We start from the raw sequence: 17,520 nt of genomic DNA on the forward strand, positions 1-17,520 counted from the left end.
GGAGCTTGCTTCCGCTCAATTCTCGCCATGATGGCGAGCGACCGCCTCTAGCAGGGGGTCGATGGTTTGACTCTGGATCCGATGCGGCGGGTTCCAATCAAACCACTGCGATGATTGATGCTCGGTCAACGTCAACGCTGGCTTCGATGCCAAGTATCCCAAGAAATATCGAACCGTTTTCAGGAATGTTTGACCGCCCCTGCTTTGGTATGTCACCGGATAGCTAATTTCGTACTGGAACGATTGATCAATCGCAATCTCATTTGTACCGATCCCCGTCTCCTCTTCCGTCTCGCGAAGCGCGGTTTCCAAAAACGATTCTCCCGGTTCGCAATGTCCCTTGGGTAAGTCCCAACGATCGGAATGACGCAGCAGCAAAAATTGTTGCTGGGGAGCTCTTAGCATCAGCAGAATACCTGCGGCGCGGACGGTTCCATCAGATTGAATCATCATGTACTTTCTCTTTTCCCTCGCACCTTCATTCCAATGTGCGTTTTCTAATATTTGAATAGTTACCAAAATGAAAATTTATACGCGTAGTGGCGATTCGGGCAGCACCGGCTTGTTCGGCGGACCAAGGGTTCCCAAAGATGACGATCGAATCGAATCCTACGGAACCGTTGATGAACTAAACGCGTGTTTAGGTGTCGTTCGAGCTTCAGGAGTTTCCAAGGCGATCGATGGGCAGTTGCAACAGATTCAAAACGAGTTGTTCTCGATCGGAGCCGAACTGGCGACGCCCGACGCTGACCGACATGATATGAGGATTATCGATAATGCCCATATTGCTAGACTTGAGCAGTGGATTGACGAACACGAGCAGTCCCTCACGCCACTCAAAACGTTTATCTTGCCTGCGGGAGCACTGGCGTCTGTCCAATTGCATTTAGCTCGATCCGTGTGCCGACGTGCGGAACGGCGAGTCGTGACCCTAGCGAGCCATGACGATGTTCAGATGAGTGAGTCGTTAACGATTTACTTAAACCGTCTGAGCGATCTGCTGTTCGTGCTTTCGCGAGTTGCAAACCAGGAGGCGGGGGTTGACGAAGTGCCTTGGCAGCGGCCGACTTAATCCGGCGCTGCCGCGCTGCCGCTCAGCTCACCGCTATTGATCGCGTGGACGGATTGGCCCGGTCCATCCTTTCAAGCTCTAGCCCGGATAATACGCAGACTGTTTTTCGAGCAATGAACGTAAACGCTTGAAGGCGTAGACGTTAGCAAAACAATTTGCAAGCCCATGAATCATCCGGGCTAGACCAAAGACGCGCTCCGCCCGCTCGCAGAGCGGAGCGAAAAATGCAGAGGCATGACATTGCGACGCAGAGTGGTTAGGTGGCAATAGAATGAACGCCACTCGACTTTACATGCCCACGATCGCGGCAGTCGCATCAGGGGGGACTCCGATACTAGGGCCTGCGGCTTCCAATGCCTCCAAGACTGCAGATTGGCTGACCAAATCTCGCAAAATGATTGGCTGGTTCGGCCGTGAACCGGGATAGATCGCTAGTACCGGAATCGAACGGCTTTCGAGTTCCTCCAGCTTCTGTTTGATCTCATCATTGCGGTTCGTCCAATCGGCAAGCATTGGAACGGCATCGAGTTCTTCGATCATGACGCGTGTCGCTTCGGTATTGAGAGCAACCTTGTAATTGACGATGCAGTTGACACACCATTTGGCGGTGAAATCGATGATCACGGTTCGCCCTTCCGCTTGGTATTTCTCGAGCAGTTCCTCGTCGTAATCGACCCAGGCAATCGACTCGACCCCCGATTCTTCTGCGGGCGGGGTCTCCCCGAGATAGCTAAAGGCCATGAAACCGATCACCGTGGCGATCGATATACCTCCTGCCCATGCGATCAAACGTTTCTCTAGGTCAGCCCAATTGGGGACTTTACCGATGATCCAACAGCCGAACCAAACCGCAATCAACGTTACAAACAGCGGCAATTTGTCAGCGTCGTCAAAAATGCTGAAAAAGAAAGCGACGGTTGCCAAAAACAGAAACGCCAAAAATTCCTTTAGCGTCTCCATCCAATCACCCGGTTTGGGTAACCAGGCTACCAAAACAGGCCAAATCCCGATCATCACGTAGGGAATCGCCATCCCCAGACCGATCGTCATCATGACCATCATGTTTTGTAAGGGCGACAACGAAATCGTTAAGCCGAAGATGACTCCCAATAACGGCCCGCTACAAGGTGTCGATAGGACTGTTGCGAAGGCTCCCTTGAAGAATGCGCCGGACAACCCTTCACGCTGCTGTAGCTCCTGGCTCTTCTTTCCAGCCATCATGCCGGGAACCGGGATCTCCCAAACTCCGAGATAGCTTAGTGCCATCGCGAACATCAGCAACGTCAAACCTAAACGGAAGGGAAAGTACGTGAACTGTTCGCCCCAGGAAAACGACAAGATCACGAGCAGAAACGTTAACACTCCAAACACAGCCAGAATGCCGGCAGCATAGAAAAAGTTCAATAGGAACGCGCGGCGACGGTCGGCACCCGCCTGCTGAACGAAACTCATCACCTTCAAGCCAACGACTGGCAGAACGCACGGCATGAAATTCAATATCACTCCGCCCAGAAAGGACAACAGCAAAACGAAGGCAAACGATCTCTTCGGCGACGATTTGCCGCTGTCAAGAACGATGGGGGTTACTGCTTTTGACCCTGCGGTATTCACTGAATCATCCGTACCAGCATCCTCCGCGGATGGACCACTTGATTCGCCTCGTTTTGTATCGACCTCCCCGATCTCGTCGACCCATTTTGTCACCGCGGCAGCATCGAGTACGTCGGATCGCTCGCCAACCTTCATTTCGACCACCGCTGAGAGTGGGGCGCTACCCGATCCACTTCCGACCGTGAACGTCGTCATAAACTCCAATGCTTTAGGCTGCAGACAACTGGTGTCGGTACATGCCGTGTAAGCGATTCCACCTTTTAAAACGTATTCGCCCGCTGCGGCCGATCCAGGAATTTGGACCGGAATCGTCCATTTCGCGTCCCCTTTGTGATAGAACACCTCCGGCATCAAATCGCTAGAGACCGGCTGCGTGCTGGCAATCGGCTTCCCTAGCTGTAAACCCGATTTTTCGGTGAAGACAAAATTGGTGGAAAAGTCTGCGTCGTTCACCGCTGCTTGGTAGACGTGGTAGGTGGCATTCGGCTTGGCGTTGAATACCAAATAGGCCAGATCTCCTGGATTGGGGTTCGCAGGAATCAGCTCCGCCGACCATTCAACCGGATAATCCGAATCACGAAAGGGAGGAGCTGGCTTTGCATTCGCACCGGTGACGGAATCGCTTGCCAATTTGACAAAATTAGCGGTCACGGTTTCCTCGATCGGAATGCAAGCGCCATCGTCTTTGCAGATTTGAGCATCGACAGCTACCACGATCGAATCATGGAAACCTTTCGCAGCACGGATCGGTGCCGACCAAACGACGGTGCCCGAGTGTTCTTCGATTGTGACGCCGACAAAAATGTCGGATACGCTCGTCTTTGCCGGTTTATCCGGCGAAAAATCGCCAACCAATCTCGCGGACTCAGGCGATTGGATCGTCAAACGTGTGGGTAACGGACCGCCCTCGGGTTGCGTCACCGAGTAAATGTGCCAACCCTCGGGAACCTTCGCTTCGACTTGAAGCTTTCCTTGGCCATTTGAATCGACGAAGTACGCGGCTTTCCACTTCGTGTTTTCATTCGCTGCTCCTCCGAAACCACCAAGTGAAAAGTCCGAAAACACCTCCGACGGGTCGTCGCCGAATTGCCCTTGAACACTTGAAGGAGCCAATGCCGAAACCATGAAGGCGACCGCTACCGCCAACAGAGTTGCGCAGGGGTGTGTAAGACAGCTGCTCGGATGCCGAGTTCTTTTCAGTGACGGTTGCATATTTTACGGTTGCGTCGTGATGGTGGAGAGGTAGAAGCCAAACTTTATCTTATACGTTGAAATGGTCTTTGGAACGAGAGGACCACCCGGCAGCCGAGTTTTATTCAAGGAATTCGACTGTTTTTAGACATTCATTTATTCGGGCTGCCACTCGATTGGGCTCAACGGGAAACGAACGGCGCTGTAACGCGACCCAAATTACCCAGTTTGCGAGGCTGATCCATGCAGACGCCAGTGTCAAATGGCGGGCCAGCGATTCTTCGTGTTCGCCGAGGCCCCATTCTTGCCGGTAACCCGCAAACGCAGAATTCCACAGTTCCGATAACTGGATTCCACTTGATACAAAGCTCGTTGTCCAGCGGGACAGGTCGGTTGCTGGCGAATCGACCCGAATCGCATCGAAATCGATGATTCCGCTGACGCCAGAAATCCCGTCGTGGTCAAAAAAAATGTGTTCTCGATGCACGTCGCGTATGACGTGCTGGTTCGATAACCGCATATTCGCAAAGGGCCGAAGTGATTCCGAGATCGATTTCGTGATGCTTTGCCATCGTTTGGCCAGAAAATCGATGGCGGTGAGCAGACTTTGGGTCAGTTCTGAATCGATTTTTGCGGACAAGCTATCCGAAAAGACGTTTGCTCGCCCCTCGCAAATCAATTGATCGAGAAGCTTCGAAATCTCGTCGGCTCGTTTTAGCCGAACGCCAACGGCAGCAGCAGGTTGCTGATGAATCCCAAGCGAGTGTGACGCACGATGAACGTTTGCAATCGCCGCAGCGCCTTTCGATAATCCATCGAGTAGCACTCGGTGGTTGGTGGTCATTTTGATTGGCGAGCCCGAAACCCAGGTCACCAATTCCCAGCCCCGAAGCCCATCCCAAACCACTGTGTCATTCGCGTTGAGCACGGGGCAAACGCGAGGAACCAATTGACAGTCGTTGTGGTAGACTGCGGACAGAAAGCGGTGAATCGAGTTGATCCGGTCGATGGTGGTTCCAACGCTGTAGCGTTTTAGAGCAAACGTCTTTCCAATGGAGTCCGTGACACGGAAGACATCTGCGCCGCTGAAACCGGGGGGCATCGTTTCGATCGACGAAACGATCGAATTTGCAGTTGGCCCAAACCAACTTTTTAGAATTTCAGCCGGCACGCTACGCTGCATCGCTCGCGACCGATTGAAAATCGGATTCTCTCATGGCGACGATCGTGATCCCGGCACGTTTGGCTTCTTCAATCGTCTTATCGCGGTCGACTAGAATCGTCTTATCTGCTTCGATTACGATCGTTGATCCACCGGCTTGTTTCACTTTTTGGACCGTTTGCGCTCCGATCGTCGGCACATCAAAACGCATGTCTTGGTCCGGTTTACTGACTTTCACCAGGGTCCAACCGCCACGTTTGCACAACTGCCCAGATCGTTCGATACAAGCATCGGTGCCCTCGATCGCTTCGACGGCAATCACCGCACCATCTTTGATCGTAATCGATTGCCCGATATCCATGCCGCCCATTTGTCGGGCGACATGCCATCCCATTTGAACGTCTTTTTGTTGGCTAGAACTGAGGCGACGTCCAACAAGTAAGCCATGCTTCACAAGTAACTCCGGTGCAAAATCGGTCGGGGCACAAACTTGCAACCCACGCTGGTTGTACGTATCGGTGACCGCCAACAGCAAGCGGTCATCGCGAGCGTCACGACTGCGACCAAATAGCAATGGCCCAAACGTTCGTAGACACTGGATATCGGGTAGATGCTTTAGCCAAAGTGAACCGCTAAACAGGAGATCGGACTTAAACAGCTTGCCCGCCATCGTCACCTGTTTCACTCCATGACGTCGAAAGTAACGGATATGCCCTCCCACTTTGCCGACGCCTGACCAGGCCACACGATCGCAAATCGCTTCGAGTGATTCGCAAGCATGCCCTTTGATTGCGATACAGCAAACACGACCACCTTGGCGAGTGACTTCGCGGGCCACTTCGATCGGAAAGCTCCCCCAACCGGCGATGAGTCCGATGGGTGCGTTATCAGTTCGTTCCAATGGCATTCCCGACATTTAGGCAGCCTTTGTCTTGGTCGCTGCGGCCGACTTAGGATTCTGTTTGACGATTTGGTCGACATCGCGACGTAACGTTTTGAGTTCGCGCCGTAGTTCGGGCAATTTTCGCTCGACAGCCATGATTTGCATCTGCTCTCGCTGCGGCGTTGCTGGAGATCCAAGATAGACTTGGTCGCCCGCGCAGTCGTTCATCACACCTGCTTGTGCACCGATGATCGTGCGATCACCAAGATTGACATGATCTTTCAGGCCAACCTGGCCAGCCAAAACGACGTAGTCGCCGGTCGTGCAGCTGCCTGCGATGCCAACTTGGCTGCACAACAAATTGTGGCGCCCAATTCGACAATTGTGACCAATCATCACTTGGTTGTCGATCTTCGTGCCTTCGCCAATGCGAGTTCTTCCGTAGGTGGCGCGGTCAACCATCACGCCAGCCCCCAATTCGACGTCGGAGTCGATTTGCACAAAACCCAATTGAGCGGTCGGAATGTGCCGGCCATTTTCTTGACGATAGCCGAACCCGTTTGCTCCGAGGATGACGCCCGCGTGCAGGACGCATCGGTCACCGATTTGCGTGTGTTGATAGAGTGTCACGTTTGGGTAGAGAACGCAGTCGCATCCGATCACACATCCAGGCATGATCACGACGCCTGGCATAATCCGAGTCCGCTCACCAATCGTCACACCACGCCCGACGATTGCCGAGGGATGCACGTGAGCCGACTTGGCCACATTCGCTTCCAAATCCACTCCAATGCTAGGTAATTCGCATGAGAGCGGTGGCCTAAAATGGGAGACGATTTTTGAAAAGGCTTCATGTGTATTGGCAACAACGATTTGAGCCATCGGGATCGATTCGAGCCGAACCGAAGTCACGACGGCGACCGCATCGGAATGAGCCAATTGTTGGGCTCGCCGAGGATCGTCAAGCATCGTAATTTGGCCGTCCGATTCGTCACCAAGCGGAAACGCCCCGCTGCAGAGCGAATCCGGGTTGCCCACCGATTCGCCGTTGATAAGTTCACCGTCCACCATCGTTACGATGCTGTGAAGCCTTACATTCATTCCGTCATCCTTGCAACGCGCCAAACACTATAAATTTTATTGATTTCGTCATGCTGTTGAAACCTGCTGGTTCAGGTATATCGCTCTGATGAGATTGAGAGCAAGATCGATTCCGAAACATTTGCTCTCAAAATGTGCCGCTCGCGTTGCGGGCTGTCGATTTAATCGTTTAACGCTTAGCCGAAGGCGTCAGCTTTTCCGTAAGCGGTCGCCTATGGCTTGTCGTTAAACAATAAGTCGAGTCAAACCGATTAGATCGACAGCCCGGTTGGTCTTGCCGGGCAAAGGCGGTCTTGGCGGGCAAAGGCCGGCAGGCCGATTGGGAGTGGCGGTCGTGGATCTTGCTAAAGATCCCCGGAAATTTGGATCTTTAACAAGATCCACTACCTCTTTTTAGGCTGCTCGCCGCAGTCGCTGTTTCGGCTCGATGTGGCAGCCTAATGATTCGATTTCAAGCCTTAGTAAATCTCGGCAAATTTGACTTGCCGTCGGTCGTTCAGAGGGCGTTTCGCTGACCATCGCTTCAACCAATTCTGCGACAGGCGACAGTTGACATTCACTAACCACTTCGACCCTCGTCATCCACTGCCAAAGTATCCGGCCAAGAGAGAAAATGTCGGAAGCAGGTAGCGTGAGCGATTCGCCAGATATGTTTTCCGGTGCCGCGTAATCGGGGGTGCCGCGAAACAGACGATTCGGTGGCGAGTGGACTCGGTCGGCAAAGCCAAGATCAATCAATGTTGCGTGCCCCGTCGGACCAACGATCACGTTTGCCGGTTTCACGTCTCCGTGAACCCAGCCGCCTGCATGCAGCGCCTCGAGTGCTTGTGCGACTTGCCGCACAAGCCAAAGGCCGACGGGCAAAGGTTTCGGCGGTCCCTCTTCCCAACACCGCTGCATCGTTTTGCCCTCTAGCAAAGGCATCACCAAATATGGATGTGTCACACTGTCGGAGGCGTCCAATACGGCGATCAAATTTGGATGGTGGATGCCTGCGGCACAGGCGTTGAAATGCCGAATTTGGCGTAGCCCTTCGATTGGATTCGAGCCAATCGGGCGGCGCAGAACGTAATCCCAACGAGGATTGCCATTCGCATCGGCGGGCTGAGCGAGACAATGCATTGCCGATGTGCTGGTGTGGACCGGTTCTCCCAATCGCCAAATTCCCAGAATGGAGCCAACGTCGCTTCTTGTTGCTTTGCTTTGAGAAGATACTTCTGGCACTTGAGGTATTCCTGAGATGAGTGGAGCGATGCGATGCCTGCTAGTGCAGGATATCGACCAACCAATCCGTCCCTATCAAACCACTCGGTCTCAACCATTAGAAACCGCCAAAACTACCTAGCGTGACATCATGGGGACGCTCCTCCTCCGGCCTAGCTCTGCTGAGGAGCAACGAGGGCTATTTTTGAACGTCAGATTGCCGATGCACCGAAGCATACTGTTTGCCCTGCGGTTCCTGAAAAAACTACCCTTCGGTTCTTGGGATTGCTGAATCTACTCACTAATTCTTCTGAAAAGCCTCTAAAAAAGGGGAAAGACACTTGATCAATCTATTGTAGTGTTGTATTACTGTAGTGATACAACGAGGTAAAGATGCAGATTCACATTTCGAGCGATTCGACGCCGATCTATCAGCAGATCGTGGACCAAATTCGCTTTCGTATAGTATCGGGCGTCCTGAACGCTGGCGACGAGCTGCCCACCATTCGTGGGTTGGCAGAGACTCTTTGTGTGAATCCCAACACCGTCGCTCGTGCTTATCGCGAACTCGAACACGAGGGCTTGGTCGAGAAACGACGAACCACCGGCACCTTCGTTTCCGAAGCTGTTTCGCAACAGACGATGGCCCAGCGACGACGACTGATTGCTCCCCATCTCGACAAACTGCTTATTCTGTCTCGCCAACTCGGCCTGGATCTTGATGAACTGATCGTCCAGTTGCGAAAGCAAGATGCCAAACTCTCTCGTTCGGAAAACCAATCGTGACGCCAATCAACGCACTCGACCATGTAGCGGTCGAAGTTCAAAACCTGAGTCGATCGTTTCGAGGAAATGTCGCCTTGGACGGTGTCGACCTGAGTATTCCGGTCGGCTCAATCTTCGGATTGGTCGGGCTCAATGGTGCGGGGAAGACGACGCTGATTCGGCATTTGATCGGTTCCCTCACGGCTCAAGTGGGCTCCGTTCGCGTGCTTGGCAAGGACCCGGTTGGCAACTGTGTCGACGTCCTTGCCAGAATCGGTTACTTGACCGAAGAGGATTCGCTTCCACAGTGGATGCGAGTGGGCGAGTTGATCGACTTCAGTCGAGCTGTCTACCGCGATTGGGATGACGATTATGCGGTGAAGCTACTTGATTCGTTTGGACTATCGAGAAACGACCGCCTAAGCTCCTTGTCGAAGGGACTTCGGGCGCGTGCGGGTCTCTTGGTGGCGATTGCCCACCGGCCGGAATTGTTGATTTTGGACGAACCGAGCAGCGGGCTTGATCCGCTCGCTCGCCGTGATATTCTTGAAGCGATCATTCGCACGGTCAGCGATGATGGGCGCACCGTTTTGTTCTCGAGCCATTTGCTCGAGGAAGTCGATCGTGTTTGCGATACCGTTGCCTTAATGAGCACGGGCAAGATCATTGAAACCACAACGAATGATGAACTGCAAGAACGCTACGAAGAAATCGTTTGCCAAGTCGAAGATGGCTCAAAGCCGAGTGTCGATGGAGTGTTCGGTTGGCAAGGAAGCGAGAACGAATGGACGGGTGTCGTTGACCGCCGGAATCTAAGCACGGCCGGTCTACAATTACCGGCATCCGTCAAGCTAATCTCCAAGCGTGCGATCACGCTCGATCGTTGGTTTGCAGCCCGAGCCGGTCAGGAGGCGTCCAGTCGCAACGAAATGACGGACAACGGCGAAAAGGGGCGGTCCAATGTTTAGCAACGATGCACTTCTCGGTTACATCGCGGCCAAGCATCAATCGCGGATCCGATTGTTTTTATCCGTGATTTTTGTTGCTGTCTTGTACTTTTTTCTGATGCCCGAGAGGTTCACGGGTCCGACCACGAGTCGAGTTGCCGGATTTGCGTTAACGATCTGTTTTCTGCCCGCGATTCTTTGGGGAGTTTTCGCGTTGGGAGTCGTTGATTGGAAAGCTCTCGAAACGGCAAAAAGCGGTTACGATCATTTCTTGTTGCGGATGCCGATTTCGAACTGGAGGTTAACCCTGGTTCCAATCGCAGTGAAAACAGCATGGATTAGTATTGTTTGGTTGACCTTTTCAGCGGTTCTTACTCACTCGGGAACTCGAATGTGGTTGGTGGCACCCATTTTAAGTTTCTCCGCTGCAAGCGTTTGGATGACCGCAATCGTTTGGCGTCCGTACCGATCGGCATGGCGTCGCATGTGGGTGCTGGGGTCGGCGGGGTTGGTTCTGTATTTGGCGGTCGCGTTGATCAGTGGCGGTGGTGAGGCGCGGCTTCCGTTTCTTGCTGAATTCGGCATTGCGATCGTATGTTTGGTCGTCTTCGTTCTTGGTGTCGTGTTTGCGCATCGGTCGATCCGACTGGCTAGGTGTCACGTGTCGGGGATTATCAGCATTGATCCAGAGGGCCGCGCTGAAAAGACATGGAAGCGAGTTATTGGGCAGAGTGACGTTGTCTGTCCGGTTCACCAACACGCAAGCGTTAGTCGTGCGATGGTTTGGCATGATTGGCAGCGGTCGCGTGGCTATCGGATTAAGGCGATTTTGTTTATCGCGTTGCCAAGTTCCCTTCTCCTGCTATTGACACCGGGGACACACAGCGTTGTTGGAACGAGCGGACTGAGTGTTTGTTTCATGCTCTTCGCGTCGATATTGTCGATGATGAAAATGATGGAACCGTTGTCAGCGGAAAGTCTGCCGACATTGCCGCCGTATCTAGCCGCTAGCCCAATCGCCGCATCGACGTTGGCTTGGACACGGCTGTTTTCCGTCGTGACGCTTGCATCATTGTTCACTCTCAGTTCAATCCTCGTTTTTGCGATCACGATGCTCTGGCCTGAAAACCGACACGAGTGGTTCCAGTGGGCGCGTCAGTTGACTGGATCCGATACCATCGCTGGGACTCCGCTGACCGTTGGTCTGCGGGCGACCATTGCAGTTCAATTGTCGTGGAGTCTATTGGCCATCGGCTTTGTCGCAGGCCATCTTTGGATCGCGATGGCGGGGCGTAGTTGGATCATGATGACAGCGATTATCGGCTATACCATTCTTTTCTTCACCACCCAATTTGCTCTTCTATGGTGGTTTCTTTCACATCTCGACGTTGAAGTTGTTGAATTGACAACCCAGTGGTTCTGGGAGTATTGGCCGATCGTGGTCAGCATGCTCTTGGGGGGAAAGATGCTGGCCGTCTGTGCTGCAGTGATGGCGATGCGGCAAAAAGAAATTCTCAATTGGTCGCAGCTAGGTCAGGTGACGCTGGTGTGGTTATTGCTTGTTGTCGTACTGGCGTCGATCCTGTTCTTTTTGTGCCCCGACTCTCGGTATCACTTTTGGATGTGCTGCGGATTCGTGGCAGTGATCATCCCGCTCAGTCGCATCCTCATTCTGCCGCTTGCAGTCGCGACGAACCGTCATCGGACCGCCTGAGCTTGCGGATGGTTGCGTCTCAGCTATGCTGTTTGGTAAATCCGAACGCTTCGCGTTGGAGCAAAATCGTTCTTGGAACATGAGTTTTCAGATGAATCGACTACTACCGCTTGCCGTATTGTTTTTTTGTTGCTCTGCGTTTCCGGCTGTTCGGGCTGACACGCCGCCGAATATCGTCGTCATTTTAGCCGATGATCTCGGCTATGGTGATCTCCAGTGCTATAACGAGCAATCGCGGATTCCGACGCCCAACCTAAATAAGCTAGCGTCGCAAGGAATGCGTTTCACCGACGCCCACAGTCCCTGCACGGTGTGCACGCCGACAAGGTACAGTTTGATGACCGGTCAGATGGCGTTTCGCACTCCCCTCGGTGGACGCGTATTCTCCGGTGCGGGCGGCCCTTCACTCATCGAGCCTGGGCAGTTGACTCTGCCGCAGATGTTGCGAGATCAAGGTTATGCCACAGCCTGTTTTGGCAAGTGGCACATCGGGTTGACGTTTTATGATGCGGAAGGCCAGCCGATTCATGATGGTGGCCCTACCGGAGTCGAGCGAATTGATTACTCACGCGATATTGATGGCGGACCGATCGATTGCGGGTTCGATCTGTTTTTCGGTACCGCGTGTTGTCCTACCACCGATTGGCTGTACGCTTACATCGACGGCAAACGGATACCGAATCCGCCAACCGGGCGGCTCGATAAATCAGACTTGCCCCAACACCCCTATGCGGTCGACAACCGCCCTGGCTTCGTTGCGCCCGATTTTGATTTGGAGGAAGTCGATTTGGTGTTCTTGGAAAAGAGCAAGGCGTTCCTGAAACAGCATGTTTCAACGAAGCCTGACCAACCGTTCTTTCTATTCCACTCCGCCCAGGGGGTGCACCTACCATCCTTTCCAGCGGACGCGTTCAAGGGGAAGACCGATTCGGGACCGCACGGCGACTTCATTTTTGAACTCGATTATGTCGTTGGCGAATTGATGGAAACGCTGCAGTCACTCTCGATTGCTGACAACACGATCGTGATTTTTACCAGTGACAATGGCCCCGAAGTACCGACGGTTTATCACATGCGTCATGACTACGGTCACGACGGGGCGAGACCGTGGCGAGGCGTCAAACGCGATAACTGGGAAGGCGGCCACCGCGTGCCGTTTATCGTTCGATGGCCTGGGCAAGTCGCTGCTGGGGCGACTTCAAGTGAGTTAACGTCACTGACCGATGTGATGGCAACGGTTGCTGAGATCAACGATACGGTGTTGCCAAATGATTCCGCCGAAGACAGCTTTTCTATCTTGCCTGCGTTGCTTGAATCAGAGCGAGACAAGCCCATTCGGCCTTATCTGTTGCAACAGGGGTTTGGTGGAAAAAAATACCTCGCCATTCGTCGTGGCCGTTGGAAGTACCTGGCCCATAAAGGTTCAGGCGGAAACAACTACGCCACCCACCCACAGCTGATCGAGTACGCATTGCCAGATACTGCCCCTGATGCCGAGGGACAATTGTTTGACTTGCAGTCGGATCCAGGTGAGACCAAGAACCTGGCGGCATCCCACCCCGAGATTGCGGAAGGGTTGCGGTCGTTGCTGCAGGAATCGATTTCAAGTGGCCGCAGCGCCCCGGTTCGACCCTAGAGTTTTTTTTGCAGAATGCCGTAGGCTGCGTGTTTCGTGGCTGTCGCTTCCAGCGGCAGTGCTCTTTTCAATGGTGGCTGGAAGCCCCAGCCATAGCAAAATCAAAAGGCTTTAAGGGCGACCCGTCAGACAATTTCCTTGTCGGTTGCGGCGACTGCTTGGAGCAACTGATCGGACCAATCGCTTCGTTCAGGCATCGTCTTGTGGAGCATGTCGCGGAGTGCGGGATGGACGAACAAACGCACTCGTTTGACTTGATTGTCAAATTGTTGCTGAGCCAATGCGCGTGCGACTGGGGAGACGTCCGCGAGTTGCATGGCTGTGCCCTTTCGGCGAATCACATCGACGTTGATGTCGACTTCGAGTTTGACGGGCGGCGCATCGATCAAAATATCGGTCGGCGCGATCGATTGCCCGCAACGTTCGCTAAGTTGGTCGGCTAAAATTTCGCCACACCGAACCAACCACCAATAGGGTTTTCTGGCGATCTTGCGATGGATCCTCCCTCGATCAGACGAAGCAGTGGTTTCGTTATCGCCGATGTTGTTAGGGAGACTCGAATCCGTCATCGCATCAAACTCGGCCACTCGTTTGTAAAGTTTACGAACGGGACCAAAAATGCCATCGACCAATGCTGATGTTGGAAAGGCTTTGCTGTATTCTCTCGAAAGCCACTCGGTCCATTGACTATCGGTTAGCTTAAAAGAATCTTGCAAGTTGGGACGATCGGAACTCGATCGGGTCCAAAGCGAAAAGACGGCTCGTTGCAGCATCGCGGTTGCCGAGCGGACAGTCGGATGCCAATAGACTTCGCTGAACATGACGTAACGGGCAAAGACCATCATCTCTGCAGCGGTGCGACCTTTTTCGCCGATCGACAACGTTTGCCGGTCGGGATGAATCGTCATCGAATGGACCAGTCGTCCAACGTCAAAGTTGCGGCCATAGGGTACACCCGCATGAAGGCTGTCGCGTTGTAAGTAGTCGATCTTGTCGATGTCGACTGGGCCGCTGAGACAACTTCGGAGGAAACGTACTGCGCGGGACGACTCAGCCATTGGTAGTTGATCGGTCGGCGTTTCTCGGTCACCACGGGCGGAACCGAGTAGCTCGTCGATCAGTGCGACATCACAGTCCCAATCCTGGTCAATACAATCGATTAGCTCGGAGTTCTTGATCCACTCGATGACTCGCGATTCATGTTTGTCGAGTCCTCTCAGTTGCATATCTTCGATCGGGTGACAAAACGGCCAATGTCCGACGTCATGCAACAGTGCCGCCAACACAAACGCATCCGCCATAGCGGGCGTGATCATTGGGCGGGCGACCGCGTCATCGGCGAAGCGGGCGAGCACACGTAGGGCGTTGAGATAGACGCCAAGTGAATGTTCGAACCGACTATGGGTCGCTCCGGGGTAGACGAGCGAAACCATGCCGAGTTGGCTGATCGATGCAAGTCGACGCATCGGCGCTGAGTCAATAATCCGGCGGACACGATTGGACAAAGGAACTCCGTCCGCAGGCGGAATGCGGATCAAGGAGGATGCTTGATGAAGCTGTTTGAGTTCAGGGATCATCTTCGCTCGAATCCTAAGGGCTGATAGGGATTGGCATTCCGGCTAAGGTCACGCCGCTGACGATCGCTAATAACACGACCGATAAAAGGTAAAGGCCTGCCAGCAGGACGCCACCAAAAACTTCCAACTCGAACGTCGCCACGGCGATGACCGAACCGATCCCCAGCATGATGCAAAAGAAAATACCAAACGTCGTGTACGACATTTCGGCGGCATGCTCGAGATCGAGCAGGTAGGCGGGGACGAAGGCATAGACAATCCAGACGAGGGCTAACAGCACGGATGCCAGCAGCACGCGGTTGCGAAGCTCGGCACCGCGGTAGGGTTCAAGTTCTTGGTCGTAGGTGAAGGAATAGCCAGCCCAAACGAGAGGGGGAGCGAGGAGGATGATGCCAAGGATTTGAGCCCACAGCGGCGTACCCGCTTCACCCCCCGAAAGCCGAAAGAAGAGTGCGATGGCGAAAACGCCCACGATTGCCGAGATTGTCGCAATCAGCCCCTTGCGAGTCACCTTGGTTTCGGTTCGTTTAATTGGTTTGAGAACGCTTTGACCGCTGCGATCCTTCGGTGAGTCGTCAGGCTGCTCGTGAATGACGACCTGCTCGTCTTTGTCGGGTACCGTTATGGTGTTCTTACAACTGGGGCAGGGGCCCTTCTTACCAGCGAATTTGTCGCTGACTTGGAACCGCTTAAAACACTTTGGACAGGTAACTTGAATCGGCATGACTGAGAAACAACAGGATCGGGTACAGCGAGAAAAAGGGGAACGGAGTCGTTCGGACGGCCAAAGTATAGCGAATGATCCGACGGCACATGTGGTGTTATACCAGCCGGAGATCGCTCAAAACACTGGGAACATTGGACGCACTTGTGTTGCGGTTGGTGCAAAGCTTTGGATCGTTCGCCCAGCCGCTTTCAGGCTTGACGATAAACGACTTCGCCGCGCCGGACTAGATTATTGGCAACATTTAATGCTCGAAGATGCGATTAATTGGGACGATCTAACACACAAACTAAAACCGAGACGTTTTTTTTACTTTTCGCGGTTTGCAAAACAATCGATTTGGGATGCCTCGTTCGAGCGAGAGGATGTGTTCGTTTTTGGCAGCGAGTCGTCTGGACTTCCCGATTCGATCCTCGATTGCGACAACCCGCAATCATTGAGAATTCCGATGCGTCCTGAAGTGCGAAGTTTGAACTTGGGCAATACCGCAGCAATCGTCCTGTACGAGCATCAACGGCAAATGAGAATGCAAATGGAACAATGAACATTGCAAATAGAGAATTGCAAATAGAGAATTGTCTTTGAAAAGCTTTGTGATTTATTTTGCAATCGGCAATGTCCATTTTGCATTTTGCAAAAATTCCCCACTGAAGAGTGCCTCGCCAGAATGGTGGTTTTTCTCTACAATGCGACTCGAACGACCCAACTCGACCTTTCAACCCTTTTTTTGACCTATGCCACAAACTGCGAAACTTGCTCTCGAGGACGGCACCGTATACGAAGGATACGCAATCGGAGCGTCCGGCGAATTGGCGGGTGAAGTCGTCTTCAACACCGCGATGACAGGCTACCAAGAAATTTTGACGGACCCCAGCTATCACGGCCAAATCGTGACGATGACCTATCCGGAAATCGGCAATTACGGCGTCAATTCGCTTGATGTCGAGCACGAATCTCCTTCGCTTAGCGGCTTTATCGTCCGCGAAGAAAGCCGAATTTTTAGCAATTATCGGGCTGACGGGGGGCTACAGGATTATCTGAAAACGCACAATTTGATCGGTTTGGCCGGTATCGACACCCGCGCACTCGTTCGCCGTATTCGTATTCACGGTGCAATGCGTGGGATTTTATCAACCGAGGATCTCGATGACCAAAGCTTGATCGCCAAGGCGAAGAGCTCAGCCGGACTTGTGGGGCGCGACTTGGTTCGCGAGGTGATGGCGAAGGAGGTTTGCGCCTGGGAGGGCCAACTCGACGATTGGACCGCTCATCAAATTGGCGACGCAAAAGGTGCCGACACGGGCAAACATATCGTGTGTATGGATTTCGGTATGAAATGGAATATCCCGAGGCATTTTGCATCGCGTGGGAATCGTGTAACAATCGTTCCTGGGGATACAGCGGCGGACGAAATCCGGAAATTGGAACCAAATGGGGTCTTCCTGTCCAACGGCCCCGGCGATCCTGAACCACTCGATTACGCTCATCAGACGATCAGGGATTTGATCGGCAAGGTTCCGGTTTTTGGTATCTGTTTAGGCCATCAATTGTTGGCGCTTGCCTGCGGCGGCAAGACTTTTAAGTTGAAATTTGGCCATCGTGGTGTGAATCATCCGATCATGGATACCACGACAAGCAAAGTGGAAATCACGACGCAGAATCATGGTTTTGCTGTCGATGAAGAATCGCTGCCCGATTGTTTGGAAGTGACTCACCGAAACTTGAATGACGACACGGTCGCAGGAATTCGGCATCGCGAGCATACGGCGTTTGGTGTTCAGTATCACCCCGAAGCCGCTTCGGGTCCGCATGACAGCCATTATTTGTTCGAGCGTTTTCAAGCACAATTGAGCTAGGGCTTTGTCGCCGCTTGATTTTTAGGCTTGGCAAAAGATCTGTCGATTTCGGCTACAATTTGTTTCGTGGTGCTTGGT

15 protein-coding genes are annotated in these 17,520 nt (G+C 53.1%); 7 read left to right on the forward strand and 8 right to left on the reverse strand.

Features of this window, described 5'->3' with window-relative positions:
• Positions 1 to 15: 15 nt before the first annotated feature.
• Positions 16 to 453, reverse strand: coding sequence for a bis(5'-nucleosyl)-tetraphosphatase (locus Q31b_RS24620; protein ID WP_146602304.1), 438 nt, complete (start codon positions 451 to 453; stop codon positions 16 to 18).
• Between the two features lie 67 nt (positions 454 to 520).
• Here Q31b_RS24620 and Q31b_RS24625 point away from each other — a divergent pair, with 67 nt between their 5' ends.
• The gene (locus Q31b_RS24625; protein ID WP_146602305.1) at positions 521 to 1,072 is read left to right on the forward strand and encodes a cob(I)yrinic acid a,c-diamide adenosyltransferase; all 552 of its coding nucleotides are present in this window, start codon (positions 521 to 523) and stop codon (positions 1,070 to 1,072) included.
• Positions 1,073 to 1,360: 288 nt separating this feature from the next.
• On the opposite strand, the gene Q31b_RS24630 is transcribed toward Q31b_RS24625, so the two are convergent.
• From Q31b_RS24630 to Q31b_RS24650, 5 genes are all read right to left on the reverse strand, one after another.
• A complete protein-coding gene (locus Q31b_RS24630; RefSeq protein ID WP_231617829.1) occupies positions 1,361 to 3,895 on the reverse strand; it encodes a protein-disulfide reductase DsbD family protein in 2,535 nt (844 codons plus the stop codon).
• Between the two features lie 100 nt (positions 3,896 to 3,995).
• Positions 3,996 to 4,976 (reverse strand): phosphotransferase, encoded by a 981-nt coding sequence (locus Q31b_RS24635; protein ID WP_197172277.1) that lies wholly within the window; start codon positions 4,974 to 4,976, stop codon positions 3,996 to 3,998.
• A 70-nt stretch (positions 4,977 to 5,046) separates the two neighbouring features.
• Positions 5,047 to 5,937: an LpxI family protein gene (locus Q31b_RS24640; protein WP_231617830.1), complete on the reverse strand. Its 891-nt coding sequence runs from the start codon at positions 5,935 to 5,937 to the stop codon at positions 5,047 to 5,049.
• Between the two features lie 15 nt (positions 5,938 to 5,952).
• Entirely contained in the window at positions 5,953 to 7,020 is a 1,068-nt protein-coding gene (gene lpxD, locus Q31b_RS24645) for a UDP-3-O-(3-hydroxymyristoyl)glucosamine N-acyltransferase (protein ID WP_146602308.1), read from the reverse strand.
• Between the two features lie 393 nt (positions 7,021 to 7,413).
• Positions 7,414 to 8,244, reverse strand: a complete 831-nt coding sequence (locus tag Q31b_RS24650; protein WP_231617831.1) for a serine/threonine protein kinase — start codon at positions 8,242 to 8,244, stop codon at positions 7,414 to 7,416.
• Between the two features lie 372 nt (positions 8,245 to 8,616).
• Here Q31b_RS24650 and Q31b_RS24655 point away from each other — a divergent pair, with 372 nt between their 5' ends.
• From Q31b_RS24655 to Q31b_RS24670, 4 genes are all read left to right on the forward strand, one after another.
• Positions 8,617 to 9,009: a GntR family transcriptional regulator gene (locus Q31b_RS24655; RefSeq protein WP_146602309.1), complete on the forward strand. Its 393-nt coding sequence runs from the start codon at positions 8,617 to 8,619 to the stop codon at positions 9,007 to 9,009.
• On the forward strand, positions 9,006 to 9,956 hold the full coding sequence (locus Q31b_RS24660; RefSeq protein ID WP_146602310.1) for an ABC transporter ATP-binding protein: 951 nt from the start codon (positions 9,006 to 9,008) through the stop codon (positions 9,954 to 9,956). The genes Q31b_RS24655 and Q31b_RS24660 overlap by 4 nt, the downstream gene beginning before the upstream one ends.
• Positions 9,949 to 11,649, forward strand: a complete 1,701-nt coding sequence (locus Q31b_RS24665; RefSeq protein ID WP_146602311.1) for a hypothetical protein — start codon at positions 9,949 to 9,951, stop codon at positions 11,647 to 11,649. The genes Q31b_RS24660 and Q31b_RS24665 overlap by 8 nt, the downstream gene beginning before the upstream one ends.
• 91 nt (positions 11,650 to 11,740) lie before the next feature.
• Positions 11,741 to 13,285 (forward strand): sulfatase family protein, encoded by a 1,545-nt coding sequence (locus tag Q31b_RS24670; protein ID WP_146602312.1) that lies wholly within the window; start codon positions 11,741 to 11,743, stop codon positions 13,283 to 13,285.
• A gap of 125 nt (positions 13,286 to 13,410) precedes the next feature.
• Here Q31b_RS24670 and Q31b_RS24675 read toward each other — a convergent pair whose 3' ends face one another.
• Together Q31b_RS24675 and Q31b_RS24680 are read right to left on the reverse strand one after the other, a co-directional pair.
• Positions 13,411 to 14,862: an HD domain-containing protein gene (locus tag Q31b_RS24675; protein WP_146602313.1), complete on the reverse strand. Its 1,452-nt coding sequence runs from the start codon at positions 14,860 to 14,862 to the stop codon at positions 13,411 to 13,413.
• Between the two features lie 13 nt (positions 14,863 to 14,875).
• The gene (locus Q31b_RS24680; protein WP_146602314.1) at positions 14,876 to 15,586 is read right to left on the reverse strand and encodes a hypothetical protein; all 711 of its coding nucleotides are present in this window, start codon (positions 15,584 to 15,586) and stop codon (positions 14,876 to 14,878) included.
• Between Q31b_RS24680 and Q31b_RS24685 the strand changes: the two genes are divergently transcribed.
• Both Q31b_RS24685 and carA read left to right on the forward strand, forming a co-directional pair.
• The gene (locus tag Q31b_RS24685) at positions 15,585 to 16,130 is read left to right on the forward strand and encodes a tRNA (cytidine(34)-2'-O)-methyltransferase (protein ID WP_146602315.1); all 546 of its coding nucleotides are present in this window, start codon (positions 15,585 to 15,587) and stop codon (positions 16,128 to 16,130) included. The two genes, Q31b_RS24680 and Q31b_RS24685, sit on opposite strands and share 2 nt — an antisense overlap.
• A gap of 190 nt (positions 16,131 to 16,320) precedes the next feature.
• Positions 16,321 to 17,442, forward strand: coding sequence for a glutamine-hydrolyzing carbamoyl-phosphate synthase small subunit (gene carA, locus Q31b_RS24690; RefSeq protein WP_146602316.1), 1,122 nt, complete (start codon positions 16,321 to 16,323; stop codon positions 17,440 to 17,442).
• The last annotated feature ends 78 nt before the right edge of the window (positions 17,443 to 17,520 follow it).

Source organism: Novipirellula aureliae, assembly GCF_007860185.1.
GTDB lineage: Bacteria > Planctomycetota > Planctomycetia > Pirellulales > Pirellulaceae > Novipirellula_A > Novipirellula_A aureliae.